Below are 22439 nucleotides of genomic sequence, written 5' to 3' on the forward strand. Positions count from 1 at the left end.
TTTTTAATCAGTACGCGCAGTGCTGCTCCAGATTTCGCTTCACATCGGTTTATCGGCCGGTGATAAAGACGTAATCCGGTCGCACGGGGCTAAGGAGCGTTATATGGATATTTTCATCCAGCAGGTCCTCAACGGTCTGGTGCTTGGCAGCATTTACGCCATCATCGCACTGGGCTATACGATGGTGTACGGGATTCTCGGCATCATCAACTTCGCGCACGGCGACGTGCTGATGGTGGGTGCCATGGTCGCGCTGTCGGCCATCGGCGTGATGCAGAATCACGCGCCGGGCATTCCCGGGCCGATCATGCTGACCATCGCGCTTGTCATTGCCGCCGTGGTCTGCGCGGTGGTGGGCTACACGATCGAAAAGGTCGCGTACCGTCCGCTTCGTAAAGCGCCGCGTCTTGCGCCGCTGATCACCGCGATCGGCGTGTCCATTCTCTTGCAGACGCTCGCGATGATGATCTGGGGCCGCAATCCCCTTGCGTTCCCGCAGTTGCTGCCGACCGATCCGATCAACGTCATCGCCGCCGACGAAACCCGTCCGGGCGCGGTGATCTCGATGACCGAAATCGTCATCATCGTGGTCGCGTTCCTCGTTATGGGCGGCTTGCTCCTTCTCGTGCACAAGACCAAGCTCGGCCGCGCCATGCGCGCAATCGCCGAAAACCCAGGCGTTGCATCGCTGATGGGCGTGAACCCCAACTTCGTGATTTCCGCGACCTTCATGATCGGCTCGGCGCTTGCCGCACTCGCCGGCGTGATGATCGCCTCCGAATACGGCAACGCGCACTTCTATATGGGCTTCATCCCCGGTCTCAAGGCGTTCACGGCGGCGGTGCTGGGCGGCATCGGCAACCTGGGCGGCGCGATGGTCGGGGGCGTGTTGCTGGGTCTCATCGAACAGTTGGGCGCCGGTTATATCGGCAACCTGACAGGCGGCGTCTTCGGCAGTAACTATCAAGACGTGTTCGCCTTCATCGTGCTGATCATCGTGCTCGTGTTCCGTCCGTCGGGTCTGCTCGGCGAACGTGTCGCGGATCGCGCTTAACCCTCGCGTGAGGAGCTAAAAAATATGACTTCGATTCAACCGATTGAGCCGTCCACGACGCTCATTCCCGAGAAAAACGCGACCCGCAAGCTGGTGGTCGGCGTCATCACCACGGTGCTCGTGATCGCGGCGCCGATGATCATCGGCGCGGCAGGCGGCAACTACTGGGTGCGCGTGCTCGACTTCGCGATGCTCTACGTGATGCTCGCGCTGGGCCTGAACGTAGTGGTCGGTTTCGCCGGCCTGCTCGATTTGGGCTACATCGCGTTCTACGCGGTCGGCGCTTACGTCGCAGCGCTGCTGTCGTCGCCGCAACTGACCTCGCAGTTCGAGTGGATCGCGCATCTCGCGCCGGGCGGTCTGCACGTGCCGTTCCTCATCATCGCGCCGTGCGCGATGGCGCTGGCCGCGACCTTCGGTGTGCTGCTCGGTGCGCCGACGCTTCGTCTGCGCGGCGACTACCTCGCCATCGTGACCTTGGGCTTCGGGGAGATCATCCGGATCTTCATGAACAACCTCGATCGTCCGATCAACATCACGAACGGTCCGAAGGGCATCACGGGTATCGATCCGGTGACCGTCGCGGGCTTCAACCTCTCGCAGACGCACACGTTCTTCGGCATGAAGTTTCCGTCCGTGTACATGTATTACTACCTCTTCGTGCTCGGGGCGTTGCTGGTGATCTGGGTGTGTACGCGCTTGCAGCACTCGCGTATCGGCCGGGCGTGGGCCGCTATCCGCGAAGACGAAATCGCCGCCAAGGCAATGGGCATCAACACGCGTAACGTAAAGCTGCTGGCCTTCGCGATGGGCGCGTCCTTCGGCGGTCTGTCGGGCTCGATGTTCGGCGCGTTCCAGGGCTTCGTGTCGCCGGAATCGTTCACGTTCTGGGAATCGATCGTCGTGCTGGCGTGCGTGGTGCTCGGCGGCATGGGCCATATCCCGGGCGTGATTCTCGGCGCGGTGCTGCTTGCCGTGTTCCCCGAATTCCTGCGCTCGACCATGGGTCCGCTGCAGAATGCGATCTTCGGTCATCAGATCGTCGATACCGAAGTCATCCGCCAGTTGCTCTACGGTCTCGCGATGGTGCTGATCATGCTGTATCGCTCGGAAGGCCTGTGGCCGGCCCCGAAACACGAAGACAAGATCGCGAAGATCGCGAAGCGCGGCAGCAAGAAGCCAGTGCGCGCCTAAACGGGGAACTCAAAGATGAGCGAAAAGCAAACGCGACTGTCCGTGAAGGGCGTCAACAAGCGCTTCGGCGGGCTGCAGGCTTTGTCGGATGTCGGCCTCGAAATCAAGGCGGGCGAAATCTACGGTCTGATCGGTCCGAACGGCGCGGGCAAGACCACGTTCTTCAACGTGATCACGGGCCTTTACACGCCGGATTCGGGCGTGTTCAAGCTCGATGGCGAAGCTTATACGCCGACGGCGGTGTATCAGGTGGCGAAGGCGGGCATTGCGCGCACGTTCCAGAACATCCGGCTCTTCGGCGGCATGACCGCGCTCGAAAACGTGATGGTCGGACGCCATGTGCGCACGAAGCACGGTCTCATCGGCGCGGTGTTTCAGACGCCGTCCGAGCGGCGCGAAGAGCGCGAGATCAAGGAGCGCGCGCTCGAGCTGCTCGAATACGTGGGCGTGCTGCAATACGCCGACTACACGTCGCGCAATCTGTCGTACGGCCACCAGCGGCGTCTGGAAATCGCGCGCGCACTGGCGACCGATCCGAAGCTGCTTGCGCTCGACGAACCGGCCGCCGGCATGAACGCGACGGAGAAAGTGGAGCTTACGCGTCTGCTCGACAAGATCCGTAGCGACGGCAAGACGATTCTGTTGATCGAACACGACGTGAAACTCGTGATGGGATTGTGCAACCGCATGACGGTGCTCGATTACGGCAAGGTGATCGCCGAGGGTCTGCCGCAGGACGTGCAGAAGGACCCGAAGGTGATCGAGGCATATCTGGGTGCGGGGGTGCATTAATGGCGACGCCAAGCGCAATGTTGAAGGTCAAGGGTTTGCAGGTGAACTACGGCGGTATCCAGGCGGTGAAGGGTGTCGACTTGGAAGTCGGACAGGGCGAACTCGTCACGCTGATCGGCGCGAACGGCGCCGGCAAGACCACGACGATGAAGGCCATCACCGGTCTCAAGCCGTATTTGGGCGGCGACATCGAATACATGGGTCAGTCGATCCGTGGCGTGCCGACGCACGAGTTGCTCAAGCGCGGTCTTGCCATGGTGCCGGAAGGCCGCGGCATCTTCGCGCGCATGTCGATCCTGGAAAACATGCAGATGGGCGCCTATCTGCGCAACGACGCCGACCAGATTCAGAAGGACACCGACCGCATGTTCGGCTTCTTCCCGCGTCTGAAGGAGCGCGCATCGCAATATGCGGGCACGCTGTCGGGCGGCGAACAGCAGATGCTCGCCATGGCGCGCGCGTTGTTGTCGCGTCCGAAACTGCTTCTGCTCGATGAGCCGTCGATGGGTCTTTCACCCATCATGGTCGAGAAGATTTTCGAGGTGGTGCGCGAGATTTCGTCGGAAGGGCTGACGGTGTTGCTCGTCGAACAAAACGCGCGTTTGGCGTTGCAGGCGGCGAATCGCGGCTACGTGATGGACTCGGGCGTGGTCACCATGTCCGGCGACGCCAAGATCATGCTCGACGATCCGAAGGTGCGTGCCGCGTATCTCGGCGAGTGAATAGTGCTTGAGTCGTTCGAAAGCCCTTCCACGGAAGGGCTTTTTTTATAGTCGCGTTATAGAGACGTTTAAAGCCGCTTGCCGAGGCTCACGACTTCATCCATCCGATACCCGAGCTTTTCATAGAAGCCGCGTAGTTCGGTCTTGACCGCGAGTATCTGCAGATTCACTTTCGGGCATCCGCGTGCCGCGAGCGCTTCTTCGGCATGGCGCATGAGCGTTGCGCCATAGCCGCGCCGGCGTAACGCGGGCGCCACGGCCAGCGAATAAACCCAGCCGCGATGACCGTCGTAGCCGGACATCACCGTGCCGACCACGCGGTCCTCGACCGTTCCGACGAAGAACAACTCCGGCTGCGTGCTCATCTTGTTGGCGATCGACAATGCCGGATCGCGCTGCGGCCGCGATGCATCCGCGTATTCGGGGAAGACATCGCGCCACAGGGCGATCACGGCTTCGCGATCGCTTGCATCGAACGTACGGATGATCACAGCGCATCCAGCACGGTGCGCAGCATTTTCAGCATTTGGTCGATCTCGTCCTTCGTCACGTTCAGCGCGGGCATGAAGCGCAACAGATTCGGACGCGCGGCGTTGAGCAGCAGGCCGTCGGGTTGCAACAGACGCGCCTTTTCGACGATCTGCGGACCCTTGTCGCTATCGAGCAGAAGCGCGCGCAACAAACCTTCGCCGCGCTCGCCCCTGAAGCCGCGCTCGGCCGACAGCTTCAACAACTCGGACTTCAGGTATTCGCCACGCTCGCGCACGCCTTCGAGAAAGCCGGGCGCGACGAGTTGCGAGATCACCGAGTAACCCACTGCCGTCATCAACGGATTGCCGTTGTAGGTGCCACCCTGATCGCCCGGTTCGAAACATTCGATTGCCGCCGTCGAAAGGAGCGCTGCCAGCGGCACGCCACCGCCAATACCCTTGCCGAGCGTCATGATGTCCGGCTCGATGCCCGACAGTTCGTAGGCGAAGAGCGTTCCCGCGCGGCCGCATCCGCTTTGCACTTCATCGACGATCAAGAGCAGGTTGTGTTGCTTCGTCAGATCGCGCAATTGCTGCATGAATTCGCGCGTGGCCGGAATCACGCCGCCTTCGCCCTGAATCGGTTCGAGCATCACGGCGACGGTCTTTTCCGTGATGAGCTTTTCCACCGATGCGATGTCGTTCAGATCGGCCTTCGGAAAGCCCGGCACTTGCGGTGCGTAGATGGTGTCCCAGCCCGGCTTGCCGCTTGCCGACATGGTCGCGAGCGTGCGGCCATGGAAACTGTGGTCGAACGTGATGATTTCATACGCGCCGTTTTTGAACTTGCGTCCCCACTTGCGCGCGAGCTTGATCGCGCCTTCGTTGGCTTCCGCGCCGCTGTTGGCGAAGAACACCTTGTCGAAGCAACTGTTGGCGGTGAGCAGACCCGCGAGCTGCGCCATAGGCGCGTTGTAGAACGCGGGCGACGGGTTGATGAGCGTGCGCGCCTGCTTTTCCAGTGCTTCGATCATGCCTTCGTTGCAATGGCCGAGCGAATTGACAGCCCAGCCCTGAATGAAGTCGAGATATCGCTTGCCGGTGTTGTCGTAAATCCAGGAGCCTTTGCCGTGCGTGAACACGATCTCGGGGCGGTTCGTGATGTACATCAGCGAATCGACGGGGTACTCATTGAAATTCATGACAGCAGGCTCCACGAAAGCAGTGACGAAGGAAAGGAAGCGAGAAGAACGGCGAGCCGAAAAAAACAAAAGCCACGGATATCCGTGGCTTCATTTCTTGCGCGTTGAACAAACCGAACCTTTGCGCGCAAATGCGTGACGAGCCAGCGGCATCCCTAGGGAAGCGGCGAGCGGCGACGTCGAAGTGCGCGAAGGTGAATCAGGATCGAGTTCATTCGCGAAGGATACGTTATCAAGTTCCCGCCTGTAAACCGTGCGCGCGAATTTTTATCCGCGCGCAGGTTCGCAGGCTGGCACCTTTGGCGATTCAGACCGGATGCGCGAGATCCGCCGCGCTCGTGAACGAATCCGCATAGAACTCGTCTTCCGGCAAGCGATGATGCAACGTGAAGTCGCGCTGCGCCGATTCCACCATCACCGGCGCGCCGCACGCGTACACCTGATGAGCGCTCAAGTCTGGCAGATCTTCGATGACAGCACGATGAACGAACCCCGTGCGGCCGGTCCATGCGTCGTCGGCGTCGGGTTCGGAGAGCACCGGCACGAACTTGAAGTTCGGCACTTCGCGCGCCCATTGCTCGGCAAGCGCCATCATGTAGAGGTCTTTCTTGCGACGGCCGCCCCAGTAGAGCGTCATCGGGCGATTGAGGTTCTTGAACACCGCATGCTCGATGATCGCCTTGATCGGCGCGAAGCCCGTGCCCGACGCGAGCAGCACGATGGGCTTGTCGGATTCGTCGCGCAGAAAGAACGTGCCGAGCGGACCTTCGAAGCGCAGGATGTCGCGTTCCTTCATCGCGCCGAAGACGTGGTCCGTGAACGTGCCGCCGGGCATGTGACGCACGTGCAGTTCGAGCGGGCCTTCGTGATGCGGCGGGCTCGCCATCGAATAGCTGCGACGTTTGCCGTCCTTAAGAATGAATTCGATGTACTGCCCCGCGAGATATTGCAGACGTTCGTTGGCGGGCAGTTGCAGCTTCAGTTCGATGACGTCGTCGGCCTTGCGTTCGAGCGCGTTCACGCGGCAGGGCAGCTTCTTCACCTGCACGTCGCCGACACCCGCGACTTCGCGCACGTCGATGGTGAGATCGGTCTGCGCGGTCGCGCAGCAGAAGAGCGCCATGCCGCGCGTTTTTTCGTCGTTCGAGAGCGCGGACGAGGAATGCGGCGCCTGCTCGATTTCGCCCTGGACAACGGACCCCTTGCAGGAGCCGCACGCGCCGTTCTTGCACCCGTAAGGCAGACCGATACCCTGGCGCAAAGCGGCCGTCAGGACCGGTTCATCGGGTTCCACCTGAAACTGCCGGCCGCTTTGCCGGAGCGTTACATTGAAAGCCATAGATCGAATTCTTGCTGTCTCGTGAAGGAGTGTTCCGTGCGATGCCGCGAGCCATGAAGCCGTCGACAATGACTGCCGCGGATACAATGCTCGGCATGATCGCCACTCGAACTTTGCGCCGCTCGCGCGTGCTTGTCGTCGGATGCGGCGATGTCGGCATGCGCGCGTTGCCGCTTCTGCAAAACCGCGCCGCCGCGCCGCGCGTGATCGCGCTTACGCATCATCCTGAACGCGCGGGCGAGTTGCGTGCCGCGGGCGCGCTGCCCATTGGCGGCGACCTCGACGCGCGCCGGTCGCTGCGGCGCCTGGCCGGTATTGCGAAGACCGTCTTGCATCTCGCGCCGCCGCAACGCGATGGCGCCGCCGATACCCGCACGCGTGCGCTCATCGCCGCGTTGCGCGCACCGCGCCGCTCCGTCGCGCGTGGCCCTATGCAACCGGGTTCGCGCATTGTCCGAAGGTCGTTCATTGTACCCGACGCCCCTTTCGCGACGGGCACGCGCTTCGTGTACGCAAGCACGACGGGCGTCTACGGCGATTGCGCCGGCGCGCACATCGATGAAACACGGCCCGCGCGTCCGGAGAACGAGCGCGCCCGGCGCCGCGTATCGGCGGAACGGCAACTGCGGCATGCAGGCGCGACGAGCGGCTGGCACGTGTCGATCGTGCGGATTCCGGGAATTTATGCGGCGAATCGTTTGCCCGTGGCGCGCATCGAGAAGCGCATGCCGGCGCTTCTGGCGAGCGAGGACGTCTACACGAATCACATTCACGCCGACGATCTCGCGGCCATCCTCGTGCGCGCGCTCGAACGCATGCGGCCGCAAAGAGTCATTAACGCATCCGACGATACGGACCTGCGCATGGCCGACTATTTCGATCTCGTCGCCGATGCCTACGGACTGCCGCGTGTGCCGCGCATCTCGCGCGAGGAAGCCGCGACGCAGCTCGAACCGGTTACGCTTTCGTTCATGCGCGAATCGCGACGACTCGCCAACGCGCGCCTGAAGCGCGAGCTCGGTTACGCGCTGCGTTATCCGACCGTTTCCGACTTCCTGCGCGCGACGGCAAGCGAGCGCGCGGCCCGCTAGATAAGCGCGGGCAAGGTTTCGAGCAGGATGAAGCACATCAGCGCGCCGATCAACGCGCCGATCAGATTCGGCGAATACTTGTGCCGCATGTGCATGGCGACGGCCAATGCCCCGATAAGAACAACGCTCAGTGCGGCGAACGCGATCAGCGCAACGGTGGTGTGGGCGAACATGATGCCCTCCTGCTTTTTTGATAGTCATTCTGGTGTCCGTGCTTTGAGTATATGAATACGGACGCCGGAAAGCATGCTGCGGTGCAACGCCTCGCGTTCAGGGCTTACACCGATTTGCAGGATCAATGCGCGCCGATAAATGCGGCGACATCGGCCAGAACCGGGGAATTTGCGTGTGCCGACGCGGTGAAGGCATCGACGATGCGCCCGTGGTCGTAGCCCGGATAGCGCTTGAGCTCGACGCTATCGTCGTGCGCGCGCAACGCCGCGGCGAAGCGCTCGCTGTTGCGCGGATCGACGACGTTATCGGCGGTGCCGGTGGCGAGAAGCATCGGCGGCTCGTTGCCGGAAATGAAGTCGATCGGCAGCGTTTCGGCGCGCTCCGCTGCCGGAAAGATGTCGCCCATGTGCGGCTCGGACGGAATGGCGACATACGGCCCGGCGAGCCCGATCATGCCGCGCAACGATTCCTTCGCCATGCCTTGCGCTTGCAGATAGCGGCCGTCGGTGGCGAGCATCGCCGCGATATGCGCGCCCGCCGAATGTCCCATCACGAAGATGCGCTCCGGGTCGCCGCCGAACTCATGCGCGTGATCGCGCGCCCAGCGCACCGAGGCGGCGGCATCGGCAAGGAAGCCAGGGAAGACGGTTTCCGGATACACGCGGTAATCCGGCGTCACCGCGACGAAGCCGCGTTGCGCGAGCGCGTCCGCCACGCCGCGCGAATCGGCGCGCTGGCCGGCTTGCCAGCTTCCACCGTAAAAATACACGATCACCGGACGCGCATGTTGCGAGGCCTCTTCGGGCGCGTAGACGTCGAGCCGTTGCCGCGAAGTCGGGCCGTAGGGCAGGCCGTCGGCGAGTTCTTCGTCATCGGACGCGGCCGTGACTGCCGTTGCCCACGCGCGCGACGGACCGAAGCCCGCAGCGCACGCCGCCAGTGCCAGAGTGATGAAGCGCCGTCTCGCCGCGAGTTGCATGATGTCGTCGACCCTGAAAGTGATCGGCGCGCAGCCGATGCTATGACGTGCGTGAGTCCCGCAGCGCGGCGAGATCGGTCTCGTCGAGCCAGCGCCACGCGCCTTCGGCCAGGGACTCAGGCAAAGCATAACCGCCCACGCGCTCGCGATGCAGTTTCTCCACCCGGTTGCCGGCCGCCGCGACCATGCGCTTCACCTGATGGTATTTGCCTTCCTGCACGGTGAGTTCGAGCAGATGTTCGTCGCGTCGCGTGGCCGCGAGCGCGGCGCTCGGCTTCGTCTCGCCGTGCAACAGGACGCCTTCGACGAGGCGCGCGAGTTGTGCATCGTCGATGGGGTGACGCGTCGTCGCCAGATACAGCTTCGGCACCTTGCGCTTGGGCGACGTGAAGGCATGCACGAAGGCGCCGTCATCGGAGAGCAGAAGCAGGCCGGTGGTGTCCTGATCGAGCCTGCCGACGGGCTGCACGCCGCGCTCGATCAACTGCGGCGGCAACAGGTGAAAGATGCTCAGGTGATGTTGCGGATCGCGCGAACATTCGTAGCCGGGCGGCTTGTTCAGCGCGATGTAGGCTTTCTCGCGATACGTCCAGGCGTGCCCGTCCACTTTGAATTCGGGCGATGGCGTGAGGGAAATGCGCGCGTGGGGATCGGCGCAAACATCGCCACCGATACATACGCGGCCTTCGGCGACGAGTCCGCGGCATTGGCGGCGCGACCCGAAGCCTTGGGAGAAGAGGAGGGTTTCGAGGTCCATCGGATCGGCGGGGTTGAAGCGGCGATTCTAGCAAGCGGCGGGGGCTTGCGAGCGATTGCCCCCGCCGTTGCTCAATGCGCGTCGCCGCGACCCTTCGCCACCGTCGGCACGCCCCAGCCGAAGAGCGTCGCGTTGGAACGGTCTTCCGCGAGGCTCGTCACCGGCGCGTGGTGCGATCCCACGCTCCAGCGGCCGTCGAAGGTCATCGCGGGCACCGCGGGCGCCGGGATGGCCGCGCCTTGACTGAAGTAGGCGATGTTCGCTTCGTATTGCGCGGCCGTCGCGTGGCGCAGGACAGCTTGCGTTTGCGCGTTGCGCGGATCGAGCGCCACGGCGCGCCGGGCATTGCGGACCGCGCAGGACGGGTCCTTGTTCAACGGGCACGAGCGGGCGCTTGCCACGGCGCTGTCGCGGGCGCGTTCCTGGCGGGTGACATCGGCTGCGAGTTGTTGAACTTCCGGGTTGCGCGATTGGCTCGAAGCAAGGACGCGCAGGTTGCGGCGGGCGGCAGCCAGGTCGCGATTGGCGAGCGCCTGTTGGACAGCGGCGATGTTGCGGGCCACGGCGGGTGATTCTTGCGGCGGATGGGTGTCGGCCGGTTTGGCGGCGATCGATGCTGTCTTCGATAATGGAGCGGCGGATGCGCTCGCGGCCGACGTGGTCGTGTGGTTGCGGGAAGCGTCCTGCGCGATGACGGTCGCGGCGGCTTGTGTCGATGCGAGAGGGGTCGTGGCGGGATGCGCTGCGTTTCCGGCTGCCGGGCTGTGTTGGGAGGCTTCGGGCGCGTTGGCGACTGCGGTCTGCGCAGCCGGCTTCGCGCTTGGCGATGCGGTCTTTGAAGCTGCCAATGTCGTCGCGTTGCTTCGCGAAGCATCCGCTGCGGTGACAGCGCCGGCTGCGGTCTGCGTTGCCGGCTTCCCGCTTGCGGTTGTTTCTGATGTTGTCGTCGTCGCGTTGCTTCGCGACGTATCGGGCGTGTTGGCGCTAGCGGCCGCGGTCTGCATCACCGGCTTTGCAGTCGTCGATGCAATGCCGTTCGATGCCGTCTTCGATGCCGCCGCGTTGCCCCGCGAAGCATCCGCCGGGGTGGCGCCGCCCGCTACGGTCTGCGTCGCCGGCTTCGATGACGTCGAGCCATTCTCAGGCTTCGAGTTCGCCGCCGTCTGCGTCGCAGGCGACGCGACCGTTCCAGGCGCGCTGTGAGCGGCGAGCGAAGGCGCTGCCGGTTGTGCTGCGTTCACATTCTTCTTGCCATCGGTACCGGCCGCGACTGCTTCCCGTGTGCCGATCGCATCGTTCGCGGGGGCCTTGTTCGATGAGCCGCTCGCCATCGTGGCATTGCCGGGCGATGCCGGTTTCACCGTCGATGCACCGGCGTCACCAGCACCAGCCGCATTCGACGCCAAAGCCTTGTTCTGCGATGCGCCAAGCGCGGAAGCTGCCGGCGTTTGCGCGGAAACAGTGCCGCCACCCGCCGACGGCTTGCTTTGCGATACCACTGGGCCCGTCGACACACCCGCATCGGCGATCGATGCGGTTTTCACCACCGGCGTAGTCGCGGACTGCGGAGCCTGACTCGTCGATGCCAGGGCCAGAGCAGCGGATTTCGGCTCCGTTCCCATTGCGGGCTTCGCAACCGTCGAATTCCCAAGCCCGGCGTTCGTCGCACGATGATCGGCCATTGCGGTCGCCGTAGGCCGATTGCCCGACGGTGTCGCCGACGCTCCCGCTGTCACGCCGGCAATCGCCACGGAACCGCCCGCAGAGGTTGCATCGGGTGCCCGACGCGAACTCGCATCGGCCGAATTCGCGCGACTAGCAAGCCTTTGCGCGTCATCTGCACGAACCCGTTTCGCATCGTCGTCAGCCGATGCCAGCGTGCGCGCCTGTTCTGCGACCGCTCTCGATTGGTCGAGTCCGGCACGCTTCTCGTCGCCCGCGCCGCGCGCCGCCGACGCACCATTTCCAATCGATCCAGCCGCGCTGATCACCGGCCGGTTCGCCGTGACGACGCCTACGTCCGATTGCACGTAAAGGTATCCGCCCGCGGCGAGTCCCGCGACCACGCCGCCAATGAGCACCGCCAGTCCCTTCCTCGCCGGTTTGCGCTCGGCCTCGGGCGGCAGGTCGCCCGGCTCGGCAAGACTCGGGTAGGACGTCACCATCCTGCGACGAACGAGACGCGTCAGCCAGCCCGTATCGCGCAGATCGGTGATGTCGAGTTGCCCCGGCATCGGCGCGGCGGCAGCGGCGGCTGCGGGCGCAGCGGATGCAATGGGCGCGACAGGATCGGATCGCGTCGTGAAGATCGCGCCCTGCCGATCGGACCCGCAAGAAGGGCACGTTTCTTCCTCTGCGCGCGAAACGGCGTTACAGCGGCGGCAAATCACCGAATCGAGCGTGAGCGAATATTCTGGTCGGTTCATGTCGCACCCTATTGGAGTTATGGCCCGACACATGGCGCGGGCGGGTCACGACATCGGAACTCCTAAGGAAGCCGAAAGCGGTCGCCTGCGCAGGCACGCATCCTCGCGATGCACCCTGCGCCGGAGTCCTGAATGCCGAGCGGGAGCCTATTTTTGCGACTCCCGGTGAAACGCGTCTACGCGATTGCGCACATAGGCGTAATGATCGTGTAGGGGAAAACGCGGAGTTTGTAGTCTGAATATGTGCGTTGCGCCGCATAAAACAGGTATTAGCGACCTTGTCCTGGCCGATTGGCCGACTACCCGATGCACGCGGCATCGGCGAAATTGGCGGTCAATGCAAACGAGCGGGCACCACGATGAAATCCAGCGGTTTCGAATCGACGACGCGGCAGTTGGTTCTTCTGCTGCCGATCTTCATGGGCGTGATCGAATACTTGTTACGTGTCGCGATGAGGCAGTCGGATCAGAGCGAGTTCTTTCCAATCTCGCTTGTCGCGTCGGGGATCAGTTTGAATCTTGCGGTGACTGCGTTGCCACACGACTTGCTTGAAGTGACTGCGGGACGGCAGCTATATAGGCATTTTCGGCAGGCGATATTTATTGCGAATCTGGGAATTTTCGCCTCGCTAGGCGGGGTTCTTCTGTGGATATACTTGCTACTGGCTTCATTCAGTGAGGATGTCAAAGGGTTGATCGTGCTTCATCCTTTGCTGGACGCTTTGTCCTACTACCTAATTTCAATGTCTTTGACATATCACAAGGCAGAGGTGGAAAAATGCTGGACCTCGTAATTGGATTCTTCAAGGAGTACGGAATCGTAGTCGTGATGTGCGGCGGCGCGTATTTCGCCTTGCCGCAATATCTCAAATGGCTCAACCGGAGGCTAATGGCAGAACGCGCGCAAGCGAAACTCGAGGACAGTCTCAGGCTGTAGACGCTATGCCTCGGTCGCCCCAAACGCAAAAAAGCCGCTCTAAAAAGAGCGGCTTTTTCATGAATTTCTGGTGCCCAGGGCCGGAATCGAACCGGCACGCCTTGCGGCGGGGGATTTTGAGTCCCCTGCGTCTACCAATTTCACCACCTGGGCCTTCGAAATTGCCACTCGCGAGGAGCAGCAAATCGAGTCCGCGATTATGGCGCAAAAATCCGCCGTGGGCAAGCCGGTTCGACAAGCCGCCCGCAAGCACGCCTTCACTGACTCAAATAAGTGAACTGTCCGTCCTTGATCACGCCCATCACGCTTGCGCGCTGATCCAGCCCGACGTGATCCGTCGCGCTCGTGTTCACGACGCCATTCGGCACGACGAGCTCATGCGCGTGCTCCAGTTCCGACCGCAAAGCCACGCGGAATTCTTTCGTACCCGGTTTCGCGGTCTTGAGCGCGCGCGCCACGGCATCCTGCAAACGCGGGTACACGCCCGCCGCATCGCCGGCAAATTGCGTCACGGTGCCCTTGCCGTACTTTTCCTCATAAGCGCTCACGAACGCCAGCGCCGCTTTCTTCGAAGGATGATCGGCCGGCAGCGTGCGCGCGACGACCACGGGCTGCGTCGGGAAGAGCGTGCCTTCCACATCCTTGCCGCCCAGCTTGATGAACTCCGGCGTCGCAATGCCGTGCGTCTGATAGATCGCGCCCTTGTAGCCGCGCTCGACCAGCGTGCGCTGCGGCAAAACGGTCGGTGTGCCCGCGCCCGCGATCAGCACCGCATCGGGCTTCGCGGACATCAGCTTGAGAATTTGCCCCGTCACGCTCGCGTCGGTCCGGTTGAAGCGCTCGCTCGCGACGATCTTTATGTGACGCAACTCCGCGAACTTGCCGAACTCGTTGAACCAGCTGTCGCCGTAGCTATCCGCGAAGCCGATGAAACCGACCGTCTTCACGCCATGATTCGCCATGTAGCGCGTCATCACGTCGGCCATGGCGCGGTCGGTCTGCGCCATCTTGAAGGCCCAGACCTTCTTGCCTTCCTGCGGCTCGACCACCGAAGCCGAACCGATCAGCGTGATCATCGGTGTCTGGTATTCCGCCACGGGATCGAGCGCCGCGAGCGCGGCCGGCGTGATGTTCGGGCCGACGATCACATCGACACGATCCTCGGTGATGAGCTTGCGGATGTTGCGCACGGCCGCGCCCGGGTCCGAACCGTCATCGAGGATGATGTACTCCGCGTTCTGCCCGGCGATGGTTTTCGGCCACATCAACATCGCGTTCTTGCTGGTGATGCCGATGGTCGCGGCGGGGCCCGTGCTCGACAGGTCCACGCCTACTTTCAGTTGCGCGTGCGCGGCAGCGGCCAGCGCGGACAGGGCAACGCCGGCCATGAGCCGGCGCGTGAACATCGACAACTTCATCGAAAAGCTCTCCAGGAGGGTGATGGGTTCTTCTGCGTCTCTATTACTCAAGACGAGTGGCGATCAGAGTTCGTAGCTTTCGTGGTCGCCCGAAAGCGCCTGCTCGATCAGCTTGCGATTCATCGACGGCGACAACAGTTCGACGAGCGTATACACATAGCTGCGCAAGTACGCGCCCTGTTTGAGCGCAAGCCGCGTCACGTTCGTGCCGAACAAGTGGCCAACCGGCATCGCGCGCAAATGCTTGTCGCGCTCCGGATTGAACGCGATGTCCGCCATGATTCCCACGCCGAGCCCGAGTTCGACATAAGTCTTGATGACATCGGCGTCGATGGCTTCGAGCACGATATCCGGCGTGAGATTGCGCAACGCAAACGCCTGATTGATCTTGCTGCGGCCGGCAAACGCCGCTTCATAAGTGATGAGCGGGTACTGCACCAGATCGTCGAGCGTGAGAAGCTTGCGTTCCAGCAGCGGATGATCGGCCGGCATGACGGCCAGATGCTGCCACTGGAAGCAGGGCAGCGAAATCAGTTCTTTATAGTTGGCGATGGCTTCCGTCGCGATAGCCACATCCGCCTGATCGTGGATGACCATTTCCGCGACTTGCGTCGGGCTGCCTTGCAGAATCGAAAGATGCACCTTGGGAAAGCGCTTCTTGAATTCCGCGATAGCCGAGGGCAGCGAGTAGCGCGCCTGAGTGTGCGTGGCGGCAATGACGAGATTGCCCTGATCTTGCGCCGCGTAGTCCTTGCCGACGCGTTTCAGGCTTTCCACTTCCTGCAGAATCTTTTCGACCGATGCGAGAATGATGCGCCCCGGCTCGGTCAGCGATCTGACACGCTTTCCGTGGCGTGTGAAAATCTCGACGCCGAGTTCATCCTCGAGCTCGATGATCGCTTTTGACACGCCCGGCTGCGAGGTAAATAAAGCCTTTGCGGCCTCGGTCAGGTTGAAGTTCTGCCGCACGGCCTCGCGGACGAAGCGGAACTGGTGCAGATTCATGTAGTGCCTTCGTTTTTTGCCCTTTCGTTATTACCTGAGGGCATATCAAAGTAAGTTTTAAGTCGTTTGCAATATATAGCAGGTTTATTACTATCAGTCCAATTTTTCCAATATCCATATCTGTTTTTGTCATTAGCTAATGAATTAAGCGTCGGAACGGCGCTCGCGGTGACGAATCAATATGGAATGGCTGAATTCTCAACGCGCCGCGTAACCTAGGACGCAGGCGTTCGAACTAAAACTTGGGGCCCCGAATGTACCAATACGATCAGATCGACCAGCGCATCGTCGACGAACGTGTCGCGCAATACGCCGACCAGGTTCGCCGTCGCTTGTCGGGCGAGTTGAGCGAAGAGGAATTCCGTCCGCTGCGTCTGCAGAACGGCCTGTACATGCAGCGTCACGCCTACATGCACCGCATCGCGATTCCGTACGGCAATCTGCGCAGCGACCAGATGCGCATGCTCGCCACCATCGCGCGCGAGCACGATCGTGGGTACGGCCACTTTTCCACGCGCACCAACATCCAGTTCAATTGGGTCGAGTTGGAAGAGACGCCCGAGATTCTGCGCAAGCTGGCATCGGTGCAAATGCACGCCATTCAGACGTCGGGTAACTGCATCCGCAACATCACGGCGGATCAGTTTGCGGGCGTGGCGCCGGATGAACTCGTCGATCCGCGTCCGTGGGCCGAGATTCTGCGTCAATGGTCGACGTTCCACCCCGAGTTCGCATGGCTGCCGCGCAAGTTCAAGATCGCGGTGTGCGGTTCGGAAGAAGATCGCGCGGCCACGCAGGTGCACGATCTGGGCGTCTATCTGAAGAAGAACGAAGCGGGCGAAGTCGTCGCAAGCATTCTCGCGGGCGGCGGGCTCGGCCGCACGCCGATCGTCGGAGCGGTCATCAAGGAAGACTTGCCCTGGCAGCATCTCATTACGTATTGCGAAGCCGTGCTGCGCGTGTACAACCGCTATGGCCGCCGCGACAATATGTATAAGGCGCGTATCAAGATTCTCGTGAAGGCGCTGTCGCCGGAGAAGTTCGCGAAGCAGGTCGAGGAAGAGTGGCAGCATCTGAAGGACGGCCCTTCGACCATCACGGCGGAAGAAGTCGCACGCGTGTCGCAGTACTTCGCGCCGCCTGCCTACGAAAAGCTGCCGGATACCGACGCCTCGTATGAAAAGCATCTGATCGACAGCAAGCCGTTCGCGCGCTGGGTCGAGCGCAATGTGCGTCCGCATAAGGTGTCGGGCTACGCGTCCGTCACGCTGTCGCTCAAGCCCACCGGCATTGCGCCGGGCGACGCCACCGACCAGCAGATGGACGATGTCGCCGCTATCGCCGATGAATTCTCCTTCGGTGAGATTCGCGTATCGCACGAGCAGAATCTGATTCTCGCCAACGTCAGGAAGCACGATCTGTACGCCGTGTGGGAACGCGCCAAGGCGGTGGGTTTCGCGACCTCGAACGTCGGTTTGCTGACCGATATCATCGCGTGCCCGGGCGGCGATTTCTGCTCGCTCGCGAATGCGAAGTCCATTCCCATCGCGCAAGCCATTCAAGAGCGCTTCAGCAACGCCGACTACGTGTACGACCTGGGCGACCTGTCGCTCAACATCTCGGGCTGCATCAACGCGTGCGGTCACCACCACGTCGGCAACATCGGCGTGCTGGGCGTCGATAAGGACGGCTCGGAGTGGTATCAGGTGACGCTCGGCGGCGAGCAAAGCTCGGGCGCGACCGGCGCGCATCTCGGCAAGGTCATCGGCCCGTCGTTCTCGGCGCATGAAATGCCGGATGTCGTGTCGAGCGTGATCGACACCTTCGTCGACAACCGCATGGAAGGCGAGCGTTTCATCGAGACGTATAACCGCATCGGCATGACGCCGTTCAAGGAGCGCGTGTACGCATCGCGCCAGGCGCACGCTTAAACGTCGACGAGACCGAGGACTTTGCAGATGGCTTTGATTATCAAGAACCGCTCCGTCGTCAATGACGATTTCACCGTGGTCCGTCCCGCCGAAGATGGCGCGCTGCCCGCAGTCGATGCGCTGCCCGCCGGCAAGTTGCTCGTGCCGTTCGCGTTGTGGAAGGAGCATCGTGCGGCGCTCGTTGCGGCGCATTCGAAGGACGAACTCGGCGTGTGGCTCGCGCCCGACGACGAACCCGCCGATCTCGTCGCCGATTTCGGCGACATCGCCGTGATCGCCGTCGATTTTCCCGTGTTCCGCGATGGCCGCGGCTTCTCCATCGGCCGCTTACTGCGCGAGCGCTATCAGTGGACGGGTGAGTTGCGCGCAATCGGGGACGTGCTGCGCGATCAGTTGCTGTTCCACGCGCGCTGCGGCTTCGACGCATTCGCTGTGCGCGAAGACAAGGACATCAATGACGCGCTCAACGCGTTCAACGAGTTCACGGAGCGCTATCAAGGCGCGACCGACGATCTCGAACCGCTGTTTCGCCGTCGCAGCGCGGTTCTCGCGACGCTTGGAGCCTGAGGCATGACTCCCGAATTGCAAGCCAAGGTTGCACGCCTTGACGCGCTGCTCGATTCGATCGCAGCGCGCCATGAGCGCGTCAAGCTAGCCAGCAGCCTCGCCGCCGAAGACATGGTGCTCACGCACGCCATTCTGTCGCGCGAGGTGAATATCGGCATCTTTTCGCTGAACACGGGCCGTCTGCACGAAGAAACGCTCGGCATGCTGGACACGGTCAAGGCGCGTTATGGCTACGACATCGAGCAGTTTCATCCGCGCCAAGATGCCGTCGATGCCTACGTCCGCGATCACGGCCTCAACGCGTTCTACGAGAGCATTGATTTACGCAAAAGCTGCTGCCATATCCGCAAGGTGGAGCCGCTCAATCGCGCGCTGTCGGATGTGTCGGCGTGGGTGACGGGGCAGCGCCGCGAGCAGTCGGTGACGCGCACCGAACTCTACGAGGAAGAGCACGACGCGCCGCGCGGCATCGCCAAGTTCAATCCGCTCGCGGACTGGACCGAAAGCGATGTCTGGGACTACTTGAAGGCCTTCGACGTGCCGGTGAATCCGCTGCATGCGCGCGGTTATCCGAGCATAGGCTGCGAGCCATGCACGCGCGCCGTGCGCCCCGGCGAAGATAGCCGCGCCGGCCGCTGGTGGTGGGAATCGCGCGATACGAAAGAATGCGGCCTGCACATCACGAACATCAAGATCGTCGAAGAAGCACCGAGTTCGGCTATCTGAATCATCGAGGTGCTCAGAGAGAAGCGCCCGGTACGAACACTGTCACTGAACGCGGCGTCAAAGCGCCACAAACGCATGACGCAGCCAATAAAAGGATCGACGCATATGAGCACCACGCTCGACTCTACCGTCACCGCCCCGATTACCAATCAGGCGACCCGGATGGACCATCTCGACTGGCTCGAAGCCGAGTCGATCCACATCCTGCGCGAACTCGTCGCGGAGTGCAGCAAGCCCGCGCTTCTGTTCTCGGGCGGCAAGGACTCGGTCGTCGTGCTGCATCTGGCGCTTAAGGCATTCGGTCTCGGCGCGGGCCGCAAGACCGTGCTGCCGTTTCCGCTCGTCCATATCGACACCGGCCATAACTTCGGCGAAGTGATCGAGTTTCGTGACCGGCGCGCGGCTGAAATCGGCGCGGAACTGGTCGTCGGCCACGTCGAGGATTCGATCAAGAAGGGCACCGTGCGTCTGCGTCGCGAAACCGATTCGCGCAACGCCGCGCAAGCGGTGACACTGCTCGAAACCATCGAGCAATACGGCTATACGGCGCTGATCGGCGGCGCGCGCCGCGACGAAGAGAAGGCGCGTGCGAAGGAACGTATTTTTTCGTTCCGCGACGAATTCGGCCAGTGGGACCCGAAGGCGCAGCGTCCGGAACTCTGGAGCATCTATAACGCGCGTCTGCATCCGGGCGAACACTTGCGCGTGTTCCCCATCTCCAACTGGACCGAACTCGACGTGTGGCAATACATTGCGCGCGAGAAACTCGATCTGCCGTCCATCTATTACGCGCATGAGCGCGAGATCGTGCGCCGCAACGGCCTGCTCGTTCCCGTGACGCCGCTCACTCCGGTGCGCGACGGCGAAACCGCCGAGATGGCGCAAGTGCGCTTCCGGACGGTCGGCGACATCAGCTGCACGTGCCCGGTTTCGAGCGATGCCGACGACGTCGAAAAGATCATCGCCGAAACGGCCGTGACGGAAATCACCGAACGCGGCGCCACGCGCATGGACGATCAGGCTTCCGAAGCCGCGATGGAACAGCGCAAGAAGCAAGGTTATTTCTGAAGCCACGCCCCCAAGGAACGAACGAAATGAGCATCTATCAAGCTGAAGACCTGGGCGTGTTGCGCTTCATCACGGCGGGCAGTGTCGACGACGGCAAGAGCACGCTGATCGGCCGCCTGCTGTACGACAGCAAGGCCGTGCTGTCGGACCAGTTGTCCGCCATCTCGCGCGCCAAGAACAAGCGCACCGTGGGCGATGAGATCGACTTGTCGTTGCTGACCGACGGCCTCGAAGCCGAGCGCGAGCAGGGCATTACCATCGACGTTGCGTATCGTTATTTCGCGACCGCGAAGCGCAAGTTCATCATCGCGGATACGCCGGGTCACGAGCAGTACACGCGCAATATGGTGACGGGCGCATCGACGGCGCATGCGGCGATCATTCTCGTCGATGCGACGCGCGTCACCTTCGACAACGGCGACGCTCAACTCCTGCCGCAGACCAAGCGCCATAGCGCGATCGTCAAGTTGCTCGACTTGCAGCACGTGATTGTCGCGATCAACAAGATGGATCTGGTCGAGTACAGCGAAGCGCGCTTCAACGAAATTCGCGATGCGTACGTCGTGCTCGCGCGTCAGCTTGGAATCGCGGATGTGCGCTTCGTGCCGGTGTCGGCGTTGAAGGGCGACAACATCGTGTCCGCGAGCGAGCGCATGCCGTGGTATGCGGGCGAGCCGCTGCTCGACTTGCTCGAATCGCTGCCGGTCGCGCAGCCCGTCGATCAGGCGCTGCGTTTCCCGGTGCAATGGGTCGCGCGTCAGGACGGCTCTCAAGCCGACGATTTCCGCGGCTACATGGGCCGCGTCGAAGCGGGCGAAGTGCGTCTTGGTGACGCCATCACCGTGCTGCCGGCGAATCGCCAGGCGACGGTCGCCGAGATCATCGCGCCGGTGCCGGGCGGCGTTGCGCCGGTGGATCGCGCGTTTGCCGGCCAGACGGTGACCATTCGTCTCGCCGAGGATGTCGATGTCTCGCGTGGCGATACCTTCGTGCCGCGCGCGGAGAGCGAAGCGCAGACGGTCGAACCCGCGAAGAAGCTCGAAGCGGATCTGTGCTGGTTCGACGAAGAGCCGCTTTCGCAGCAGCGCAAGTATTTGTTGAAGCAGACGACGAACACCGTGTTCGCGCGGATCGGCGCGGTGAAGGAAGTGCTGGATGTGCATACGCTGTCGCATTCGGTCGATCGCAATACGCTCGCCATGAACGATATCGGCCGCGTGGCGTTGACCTTGCAGAAGCCGCTCGTCGCGGACTTGTACGAGACGCATCAGGGCACGGGCGCGTTCGTCTTGATCGACGAGGCGACGCATCACACGGTCGCAGCCGGTATGATTCGCGCAATCTCAGCCTGAGTGCATGCAAATGGGTAAGGTCTATCTGATCGGAGCAGGGCCGGGCGCGGCGGATCTCATCACCGTGCGCGGCATGCGTTTGCTCGAACAGGCCGACGTGGTGCTGCACGACGCGCTCGTCGAACCTGCGATGCTCGACTACGCGCCGAACGCACGCAAGATCGCGGTCGGCAAGCGTTGCGGGCAGCGTTCCACGGCGCAGCATTTCATCAGCAAGCAGATCGTCGATGCCGCTTTGGAACACGGTCTCGTCGTGCGTCTAAAGGGCGGCGATCCGATGCTTTTCGGCCGCGCGGATGAAGAGATGCGCGCGCTGGAGGCGGCGGGTATCGACTATGAAGTGGTACCGGGAATCACGGCGGCGCTCGCCAGCGCGGCGACGCTCAAGCGCTCGCTGACCTTGCGAGGCGTGGCGCGCAGTGTCGCGCTGGCGACGCATAGTCGCGCCGCCGACAGCGACGATATCCGCGAGCAGGCGCAGGCGGATTCGCTCGTGTTCTACATGGGCCGAGACAGCGCGCCGGACATTGCCCAACAGTTGATCGATGCGGGACGGCCGGGTTCGACGCCGGTGGCGATCGTCGAGGCGTGCAGCACGCCGCGCGAGCGCACGCTTACGCTGACGCTGGCGCGCATGGCGCTAGGCGAGGCGCAGGAATGGCTCGATGCATCGCAGCCGAGTTTGCTGATGATAGGCGAGGCGTTTCGGGATCGCGACGCGGTGGTGAAGCCGAAGGTGCATCTGAGGGGGATGCAGGCGGCGGCTTGAGTTGATACGTCGGTAACGCGTTCGGTTGCGCCACTCGTTTAATGCTTTGCGTGACTCGGCTAGATGACGGGCAGACACAACGACTCAAACCTGCCGCAAACAATACTCCGCGACCGCATCCAGCACCGCATCATCCTCGCCGACCGCCGTCGCGCAATGAATCGCGACAGAGGGATGCGCCGCGCGACACGTCTCGATTACCGCCGGCAAGTCACGCCTCACATGACCGCCTTGCCCGAAGAACACAGGCACCACGATAACGGCATCGCAACCTTCTTCAGCCAATTGCGTCACCGCCGAAGGCAGATCCGGCGTCATCAACTCCAGAAACGCAAGCGCAACCGGCTCGTCGCGCCCGGCACGCAGGCGTGTTGCAAGCCGTTCGAACGGCTCCGCCCAGCGTGGATCGCGTGCGCCGTGTCCGAACAGTACGATGCCGTGCTTGCCCATCATCTTCTCCCGAAGA

At 62.4% G+C, this 22439-nt stretch carries 23 protein-coding genes and 1 tRNA gene; 13 read left to right on the plus strand and 11 right to left on the minus strand.

The window, feature by feature from the left end; all coding sequences use genetic code 11:
* The first annotated feature begins 103 nt into the window (after positions 1–103).
* From P9250_RS21615 to P9250_RS21630, 4 genes are read left to right on the plus strand one after another with little or no spacing between them, the layout of a single operon-like run.
* Entirely contained in the window at positions 104–1054 is a 951-nt protein-coding gene (locus tag P9250_RS21615) for a branched-chain amino acid ABC transporter permease (protein WP_244827231.1), read from the plus strand.
* A gap of 24 nt (positions 1055–1078) precedes the next feature.
* Complete coding sequence (locus P9250_RS21620) at positions 1079–2248, plus strand: ABC transporter permease subunit (protein ID WP_244827232.1); 1170 nt, start codon at positions 1079–1081, stop codon at positions 2246–2248.
* 15 nt (positions 2249–2263) lie between these two features.
* Positions 2264–3040, plus strand: coding sequence for an ABC transporter ATP-binding protein (locus P9250_RS21625; protein ID WP_244827233.1), 777 nt, complete (start codon positions 2264–2266; stop codon positions 3038–3040).
* 17 nt (positions 3041–3057) lie between these two features.
* Positions 3058–3762 carry an ABC transporter ATP-binding protein gene (locus P9250_RS21630; protein ID WP_409014923.1) on the plus strand — a complete coding sequence of 235 codons (705 nt, stop codon included), beginning with the start codon at positions 3058–3060 and terminating at the stop codon, positions 3760–3762.
* A 68-nt stretch (positions 3763–3830) separates the two neighbouring features.
* Here the strand turns inward: P9250_RS21630 and P9250_RS21635 are convergent, their stop codons facing one another.
* The 3 genes from P9250_RS21635 to P9250_RS21645 all read right to left on the minus strand — a co-directional run bounded on the left by P9250_RS21635 (position 3831) and on the right by P9250_RS21645 (position 6773).
* Positions 3831–4253: a GNAT family acetyltransferase gene (locus tag P9250_RS21635; RefSeq protein WP_244827235.1), complete on the minus strand. Its 423-nt coding sequence runs from the start codon at positions 4251–4253 to the stop codon at positions 3831–3833.
* Positions 4250–5434, minus strand: coding sequence for an acetylornithine transaminase (locus P9250_RS21640; RefSeq protein ID WP_244827236.1), 1185 nt, complete (start codon positions 5432–5434; stop codon positions 4250–4252). The genes P9250_RS21635 and P9250_RS21640 overlap by 4 nt, the downstream gene beginning before the upstream one ends.
* Positions 5435–5741: 307 nt before the next feature.
* A complete protein-coding gene (locus tag P9250_RS21645) occupies positions 5742–6773 on the minus strand; it encodes a CDP-6-deoxy-delta-3,4-glucoseen reductase (RefSeq protein WP_244827237.1) in 1032 nt (343 codons plus the stop codon).
* 95 nt (positions 6774–6868) lie between these two features.
* On the opposite strand from P9250_RS21645, the gene P9250_RS21650 reads away from it, so the two are divergent.
* A complete protein-coding gene (locus P9250_RS21650) occupies positions 6869–7864 on the plus strand; it encodes an NAD-dependent epimerase/dehydratase family protein (RefSeq protein WP_250463745.1) in 996 nt (331 codons plus the stop codon).
* Here P9250_RS21650 and P9250_RS21655 read toward each other — a convergent pair.
* From P9250_RS21655 to P9250_RS21670, 4 genes are all read right to left on the minus strand, one after another.
* A complete protein-coding gene (locus tag P9250_RS21655; RefSeq protein WP_244827238.1) occupies positions 7861–8037 on the minus strand; it encodes a hypothetical protein in 177 nt (58 codons plus the stop codon). The two genes, P9250_RS21650 and P9250_RS21655, sit on opposite strands and share 4 nt — an antisense overlap.
* Before the next feature lie 122 nt (positions 8038–8159).
* Positions 8160–9017, minus strand: coding sequence for an alpha/beta hydrolase (locus P9250_RS21660; protein ID WP_250491900.1), 858 nt, complete (start codon positions 9015–9017; stop codon positions 8160–8162).
* A gap of 40 nt (positions 9018–9057) precedes the next feature.
* Complete coding sequence (locus P9250_RS21665; protein ID WP_310395096.1) at positions 9058–9774, minus strand: 16S rRNA pseudouridine(516) synthase; 717 nt, start codon at positions 9772–9774, stop codon at positions 9058–9060.
* Between the two features lie 71 nt (positions 9775–9845).
* Entirely contained in the window at positions 9846–12200 is a 2355-nt protein-coding gene (locus tag P9250_RS21670; protein WP_310395098.1) for a hypothetical protein, read from the minus strand.
* A 278-nt stretch (positions 12201–12478) separates the two neighbouring features.
* Between P9250_RS21670 and P9250_RS21675 the strand changes: the two genes are divergently transcribed.
* Together P9250_RS21675 and P9250_RS21680 are read left to right on the plus strand one after the other, a co-directional pair.
* The gene (locus P9250_RS21675) at positions 12479–12994 is read left to right on the plus strand and encodes a hypothetical protein (protein ID WP_250463492.1); all 516 of its coding nucleotides are present in this window, start codon (positions 12479–12481) and stop codon (positions 12992–12994) included.
* A complete protein-coding gene (locus P9250_RS21680) occupies positions 12979–13137 on the plus strand; it encodes a hypothetical protein (RefSeq protein ID WP_250463495.1) in 159 nt (52 codons plus the stop codon). The genes P9250_RS21675 and P9250_RS21680 overlap by 16 nt, the downstream gene beginning before the upstream one ends.
* A 68-nt stretch (positions 13138–13205) precedes the next feature.
* Here the strand turns inward: P9250_RS21680 and P9250_RS21685 are convergent.
* The 3 genes from P9250_RS21685 to P9250_RS21695 all read right to left on the minus strand — a co-directional run bounded on the left by P9250_RS21685 (position 13206) and on the right by P9250_RS21695 (position 15560).
* Positions 13206–13290, minus strand: a tRNA-Leu gene (locus P9250_RS21685).
* Between the two features lie 104 nt (positions 13291–13394).
* Entirely contained in the window at positions 13395–14555 is a 1161-nt protein-coding gene (locus tag P9250_RS21690) for an ABC transporter substrate-binding protein (RefSeq protein ID WP_250491905.1), read from the minus strand.
* Positions 14556–14618: 63 nt separating this feature from the next.
* Positions 14619–15560: a CysB family HTH-type transcriptional regulator gene (locus P9250_RS21695; RefSeq protein ID WP_250463500.1), complete on the minus strand. Its 942-nt coding sequence runs from the start codon at positions 15558–15560 to the stop codon at positions 14619–14621.
* A gap of 254 nt (positions 15561–15814) precedes the next feature.
* Between P9250_RS21695 and P9250_RS21700 the strand changes: the two genes are divergently transcribed.
* The 6 genes from P9250_RS21700 (at position 15815) to cobA (ending at position 21973) form a co-directional block, all read left to right on the plus strand.
* Positions 15815–17491: a nitrite/sulfite reductase gene (locus P9250_RS21700; RefSeq protein ID WP_250463503.1), complete on the plus strand. Its 1677-nt coding sequence runs from the start codon at positions 15815–15817 to the stop codon at positions 17489–17491.
* Between the two features lie 27 nt (positions 17492–17518).
* Positions 17519–18058, plus strand: coding sequence for a DUF934 domain-containing protein (locus tag P9250_RS21705; RefSeq protein ID WP_310395103.1), 540 nt, complete (start codon positions 17519–17521; stop codon positions 18056–18058).
* 3 nt (positions 18059–18061) lie between these two features.
* Positions 18062–18784, plus strand: coding sequence for a phosphoadenylyl-sulfate reductase (locus P9250_RS21710; RefSeq protein WP_310395105.1), 723 nt, complete (start codon positions 18062–18064; stop codon positions 18782–18784).
* A 105-nt stretch (positions 18785–18889) separates the two neighbouring features.
* Positions 18890–19852: a sulfate adenylyltransferase subunit CysD gene (cysD, locus tag P9250_RS21715; protein ID WP_244827248.1), complete on the plus strand. Its 963-nt coding sequence runs from the start codon at positions 18890–18892 to the stop codon at positions 19850–19852.
* Between the two features lie 26 nt (positions 19853–19878).
* On the plus strand, positions 19879–21204 hold the full coding sequence (locus tag P9250_RS21720; RefSeq protein ID WP_244827249.1) for a sulfate adenylyltransferase subunit 1: 1326 nt from the start codon (positions 19879–19881) through the stop codon (positions 21202–21204).
* A gap of 10 nt (positions 21205–21214) precedes the next feature.
* The gene (gene cobA / locus P9250_RS21725; protein WP_310395109.1) at positions 21215–21973 is read left to right on the plus strand and encodes a uroporphyrinogen-III C-methyltransferase; all 759 of its coding nucleotides are present in this window, start codon (positions 21215–21217) and stop codon (positions 21971–21973) included.
* 84 nt (positions 21974–22057) lie between these two features.
* Here the strand turns inward: cobA and P9250_RS21730 are convergent, their stop codons facing one another.
* Positions 22058–22423 carry a CbiX/SirB N-terminal domain-containing protein gene (locus tag P9250_RS21730; protein WP_310396834.1) on the minus strand — a complete coding sequence of 122 codons (366 nt, stop codon included), beginning with the start codon at positions 22421–22423 and terminating at the stop codon, positions 22058–22060.
* Positions 22424–22439 lie beyond the last annotated feature (16 nt).

The sequence above is a fragment of the Caballeronia sp. LP006 genome, from assembly GCF_031450995.1.
GTDB lineage: Bacteria > Pseudomonadota > Gammaproteobacteria > Burkholderiales > Burkholderiaceae > Caballeronia.

Excerpts from the sequence above, each read along its gene's own strand:
- P9250_RS21630 (WP_409014923.1), top strand. The coding sequence starts at position 3,058 with ATGTTGAAGGTCAAGGGTTTGCAGGTGAACTACGGCGGTATCCAGGCG.
- P9250_RS21655 (WP_244827238.1), bottom strand. The coding sequence starts at position 8,037 with ATGTTCGCCCACACCACCGTTGCGCTGATCGCGTTCGCCGCACTGAGC.
- P9250_RS21705 (WP_310395103.1), top strand. The coding sequence starts at position 17,519 with ATGGCTTTGATTATCAAGAACCGCTCCGTCGTCAATGACGATTTCACC.
- P9250_RS21670 (WP_310395098.1), bottom strand. The coding sequence starts at position 12,200 with ATGAACCGACCAGAATATTCGCTCACGCTCGATTCGGTGATTTGCCGC.
- P9250_RS21665 (WP_310395096.1), bottom strand. The coding sequence starts at position 9,774 with ATGGACCTCGAAACCCTCCTCTTCTCCCAAGGCTTCGGGTCGCGCCGC.
- P9250_RS21730 (WP_310396834.1), bottom strand. The coding sequence starts at position 22,423 with ATGGGCAAGCACGGCATCGTACTGTTCGGACACGGCGCACGCGATCCA.
- P9250_RS21650 (WP_250463745.1), top strand. The coding sequence starts at position 6,869 with ATGATCGCCACTCGAACTTTGCGCCGCTCGCGCGTGCTTGTCGTCGGA.
- P9250_RS21640 (WP_244827236.1), bottom strand. The coding sequence starts at position 5,434 with ATGAATTTCAATGAGTACCCCGTCGATTCGCTGATGTACATCACGAAC.
- cysD (WP_244827248.1), top strand. The coding sequence starts at position 18,890 with ATGAGCACCACGCTCGACTCTACCGTCACCGCCCCGATTACCAATCAG.
- P9250_RS21615 (WP_244827231.1), top strand. The coding sequence starts at position 104 with ATGGATATTTTCATCCAGCAGGTCCTCAACGGTCTGGTGCTTGGCAGC.
- P9250_RS21720 (WP_244827249.1), top strand. The coding sequence starts at position 19,879 with ATGAGCATCTATCAAGCTGAAGACCTGGGCGTGTTGCGCTTCATCACG.
- P9250_RS21645 (WP_244827237.1), bottom strand. The coding sequence starts at position 6,773 with ATGGCTTTCAATGTAACGCTCCGGCAAAGCGGCCGGCAGTTTCAGGTG.
- P9250_RS21680 (WP_250463495.1), top strand. The coding sequence starts at position 12,979 with ATGCTGGACCTCGTAATTGGATTCTTCAAGGAGTACGGAATCGTAGTC.
- cobA (WP_310395109.1), top strand. The coding sequence starts at position 21,215 with ATGGGTAAGGTCTATCTGATCGGAGCAGGGCCGGGCGCGGCGGATCTC.
- P9250_RS21620 (WP_244827232.1), top strand. The coding sequence starts at position 1,079 with ATGACTTCGATTCAACCGATTGAGCCGTCCACGACGCTCATTCCCGAG.
- P9250_RS21625 (WP_244827233.1), top strand. The coding sequence starts at position 2,264 with ATGAGCGAAAAGCAAACGCGACTGTCCGTGAAGGGCGTCAACAAGCGC.
- P9250_RS21660 (WP_250491900.1), bottom strand. The coding sequence starts at position 9,017 with ATGCAACTCGCGGCGAGACGGCGCTTCATCACTCTGGCACTGGCGGCG.
- P9250_RS21710 (WP_310395105.1), top strand. The coding sequence starts at position 18,062 with ATGACTCCCGAATTGCAAGCCAAGGTTGCACGCCTTGACGCGCTGCTC.
- P9250_RS21690 (WP_250491905.1), bottom strand. The coding sequence starts at position 14,555 with ATGAAGTTGTCGATGTTCACGCGCCGGCTCATGGCCGGCGTTGCCCTG.
- P9250_RS21695 (WP_250463500.1), bottom strand. The coding sequence starts at position 15,560 with ATGAATCTGCACCAGTTCCGCTTCGTCCGCGAGGCCGTGCGGCAGAAC.
- P9250_RS21700 (WP_250463503.1), top strand. The coding sequence starts at position 15,815 with ATGTACCAATACGATCAGATCGACCAGCGCATCGTCGACGAACGTGTC.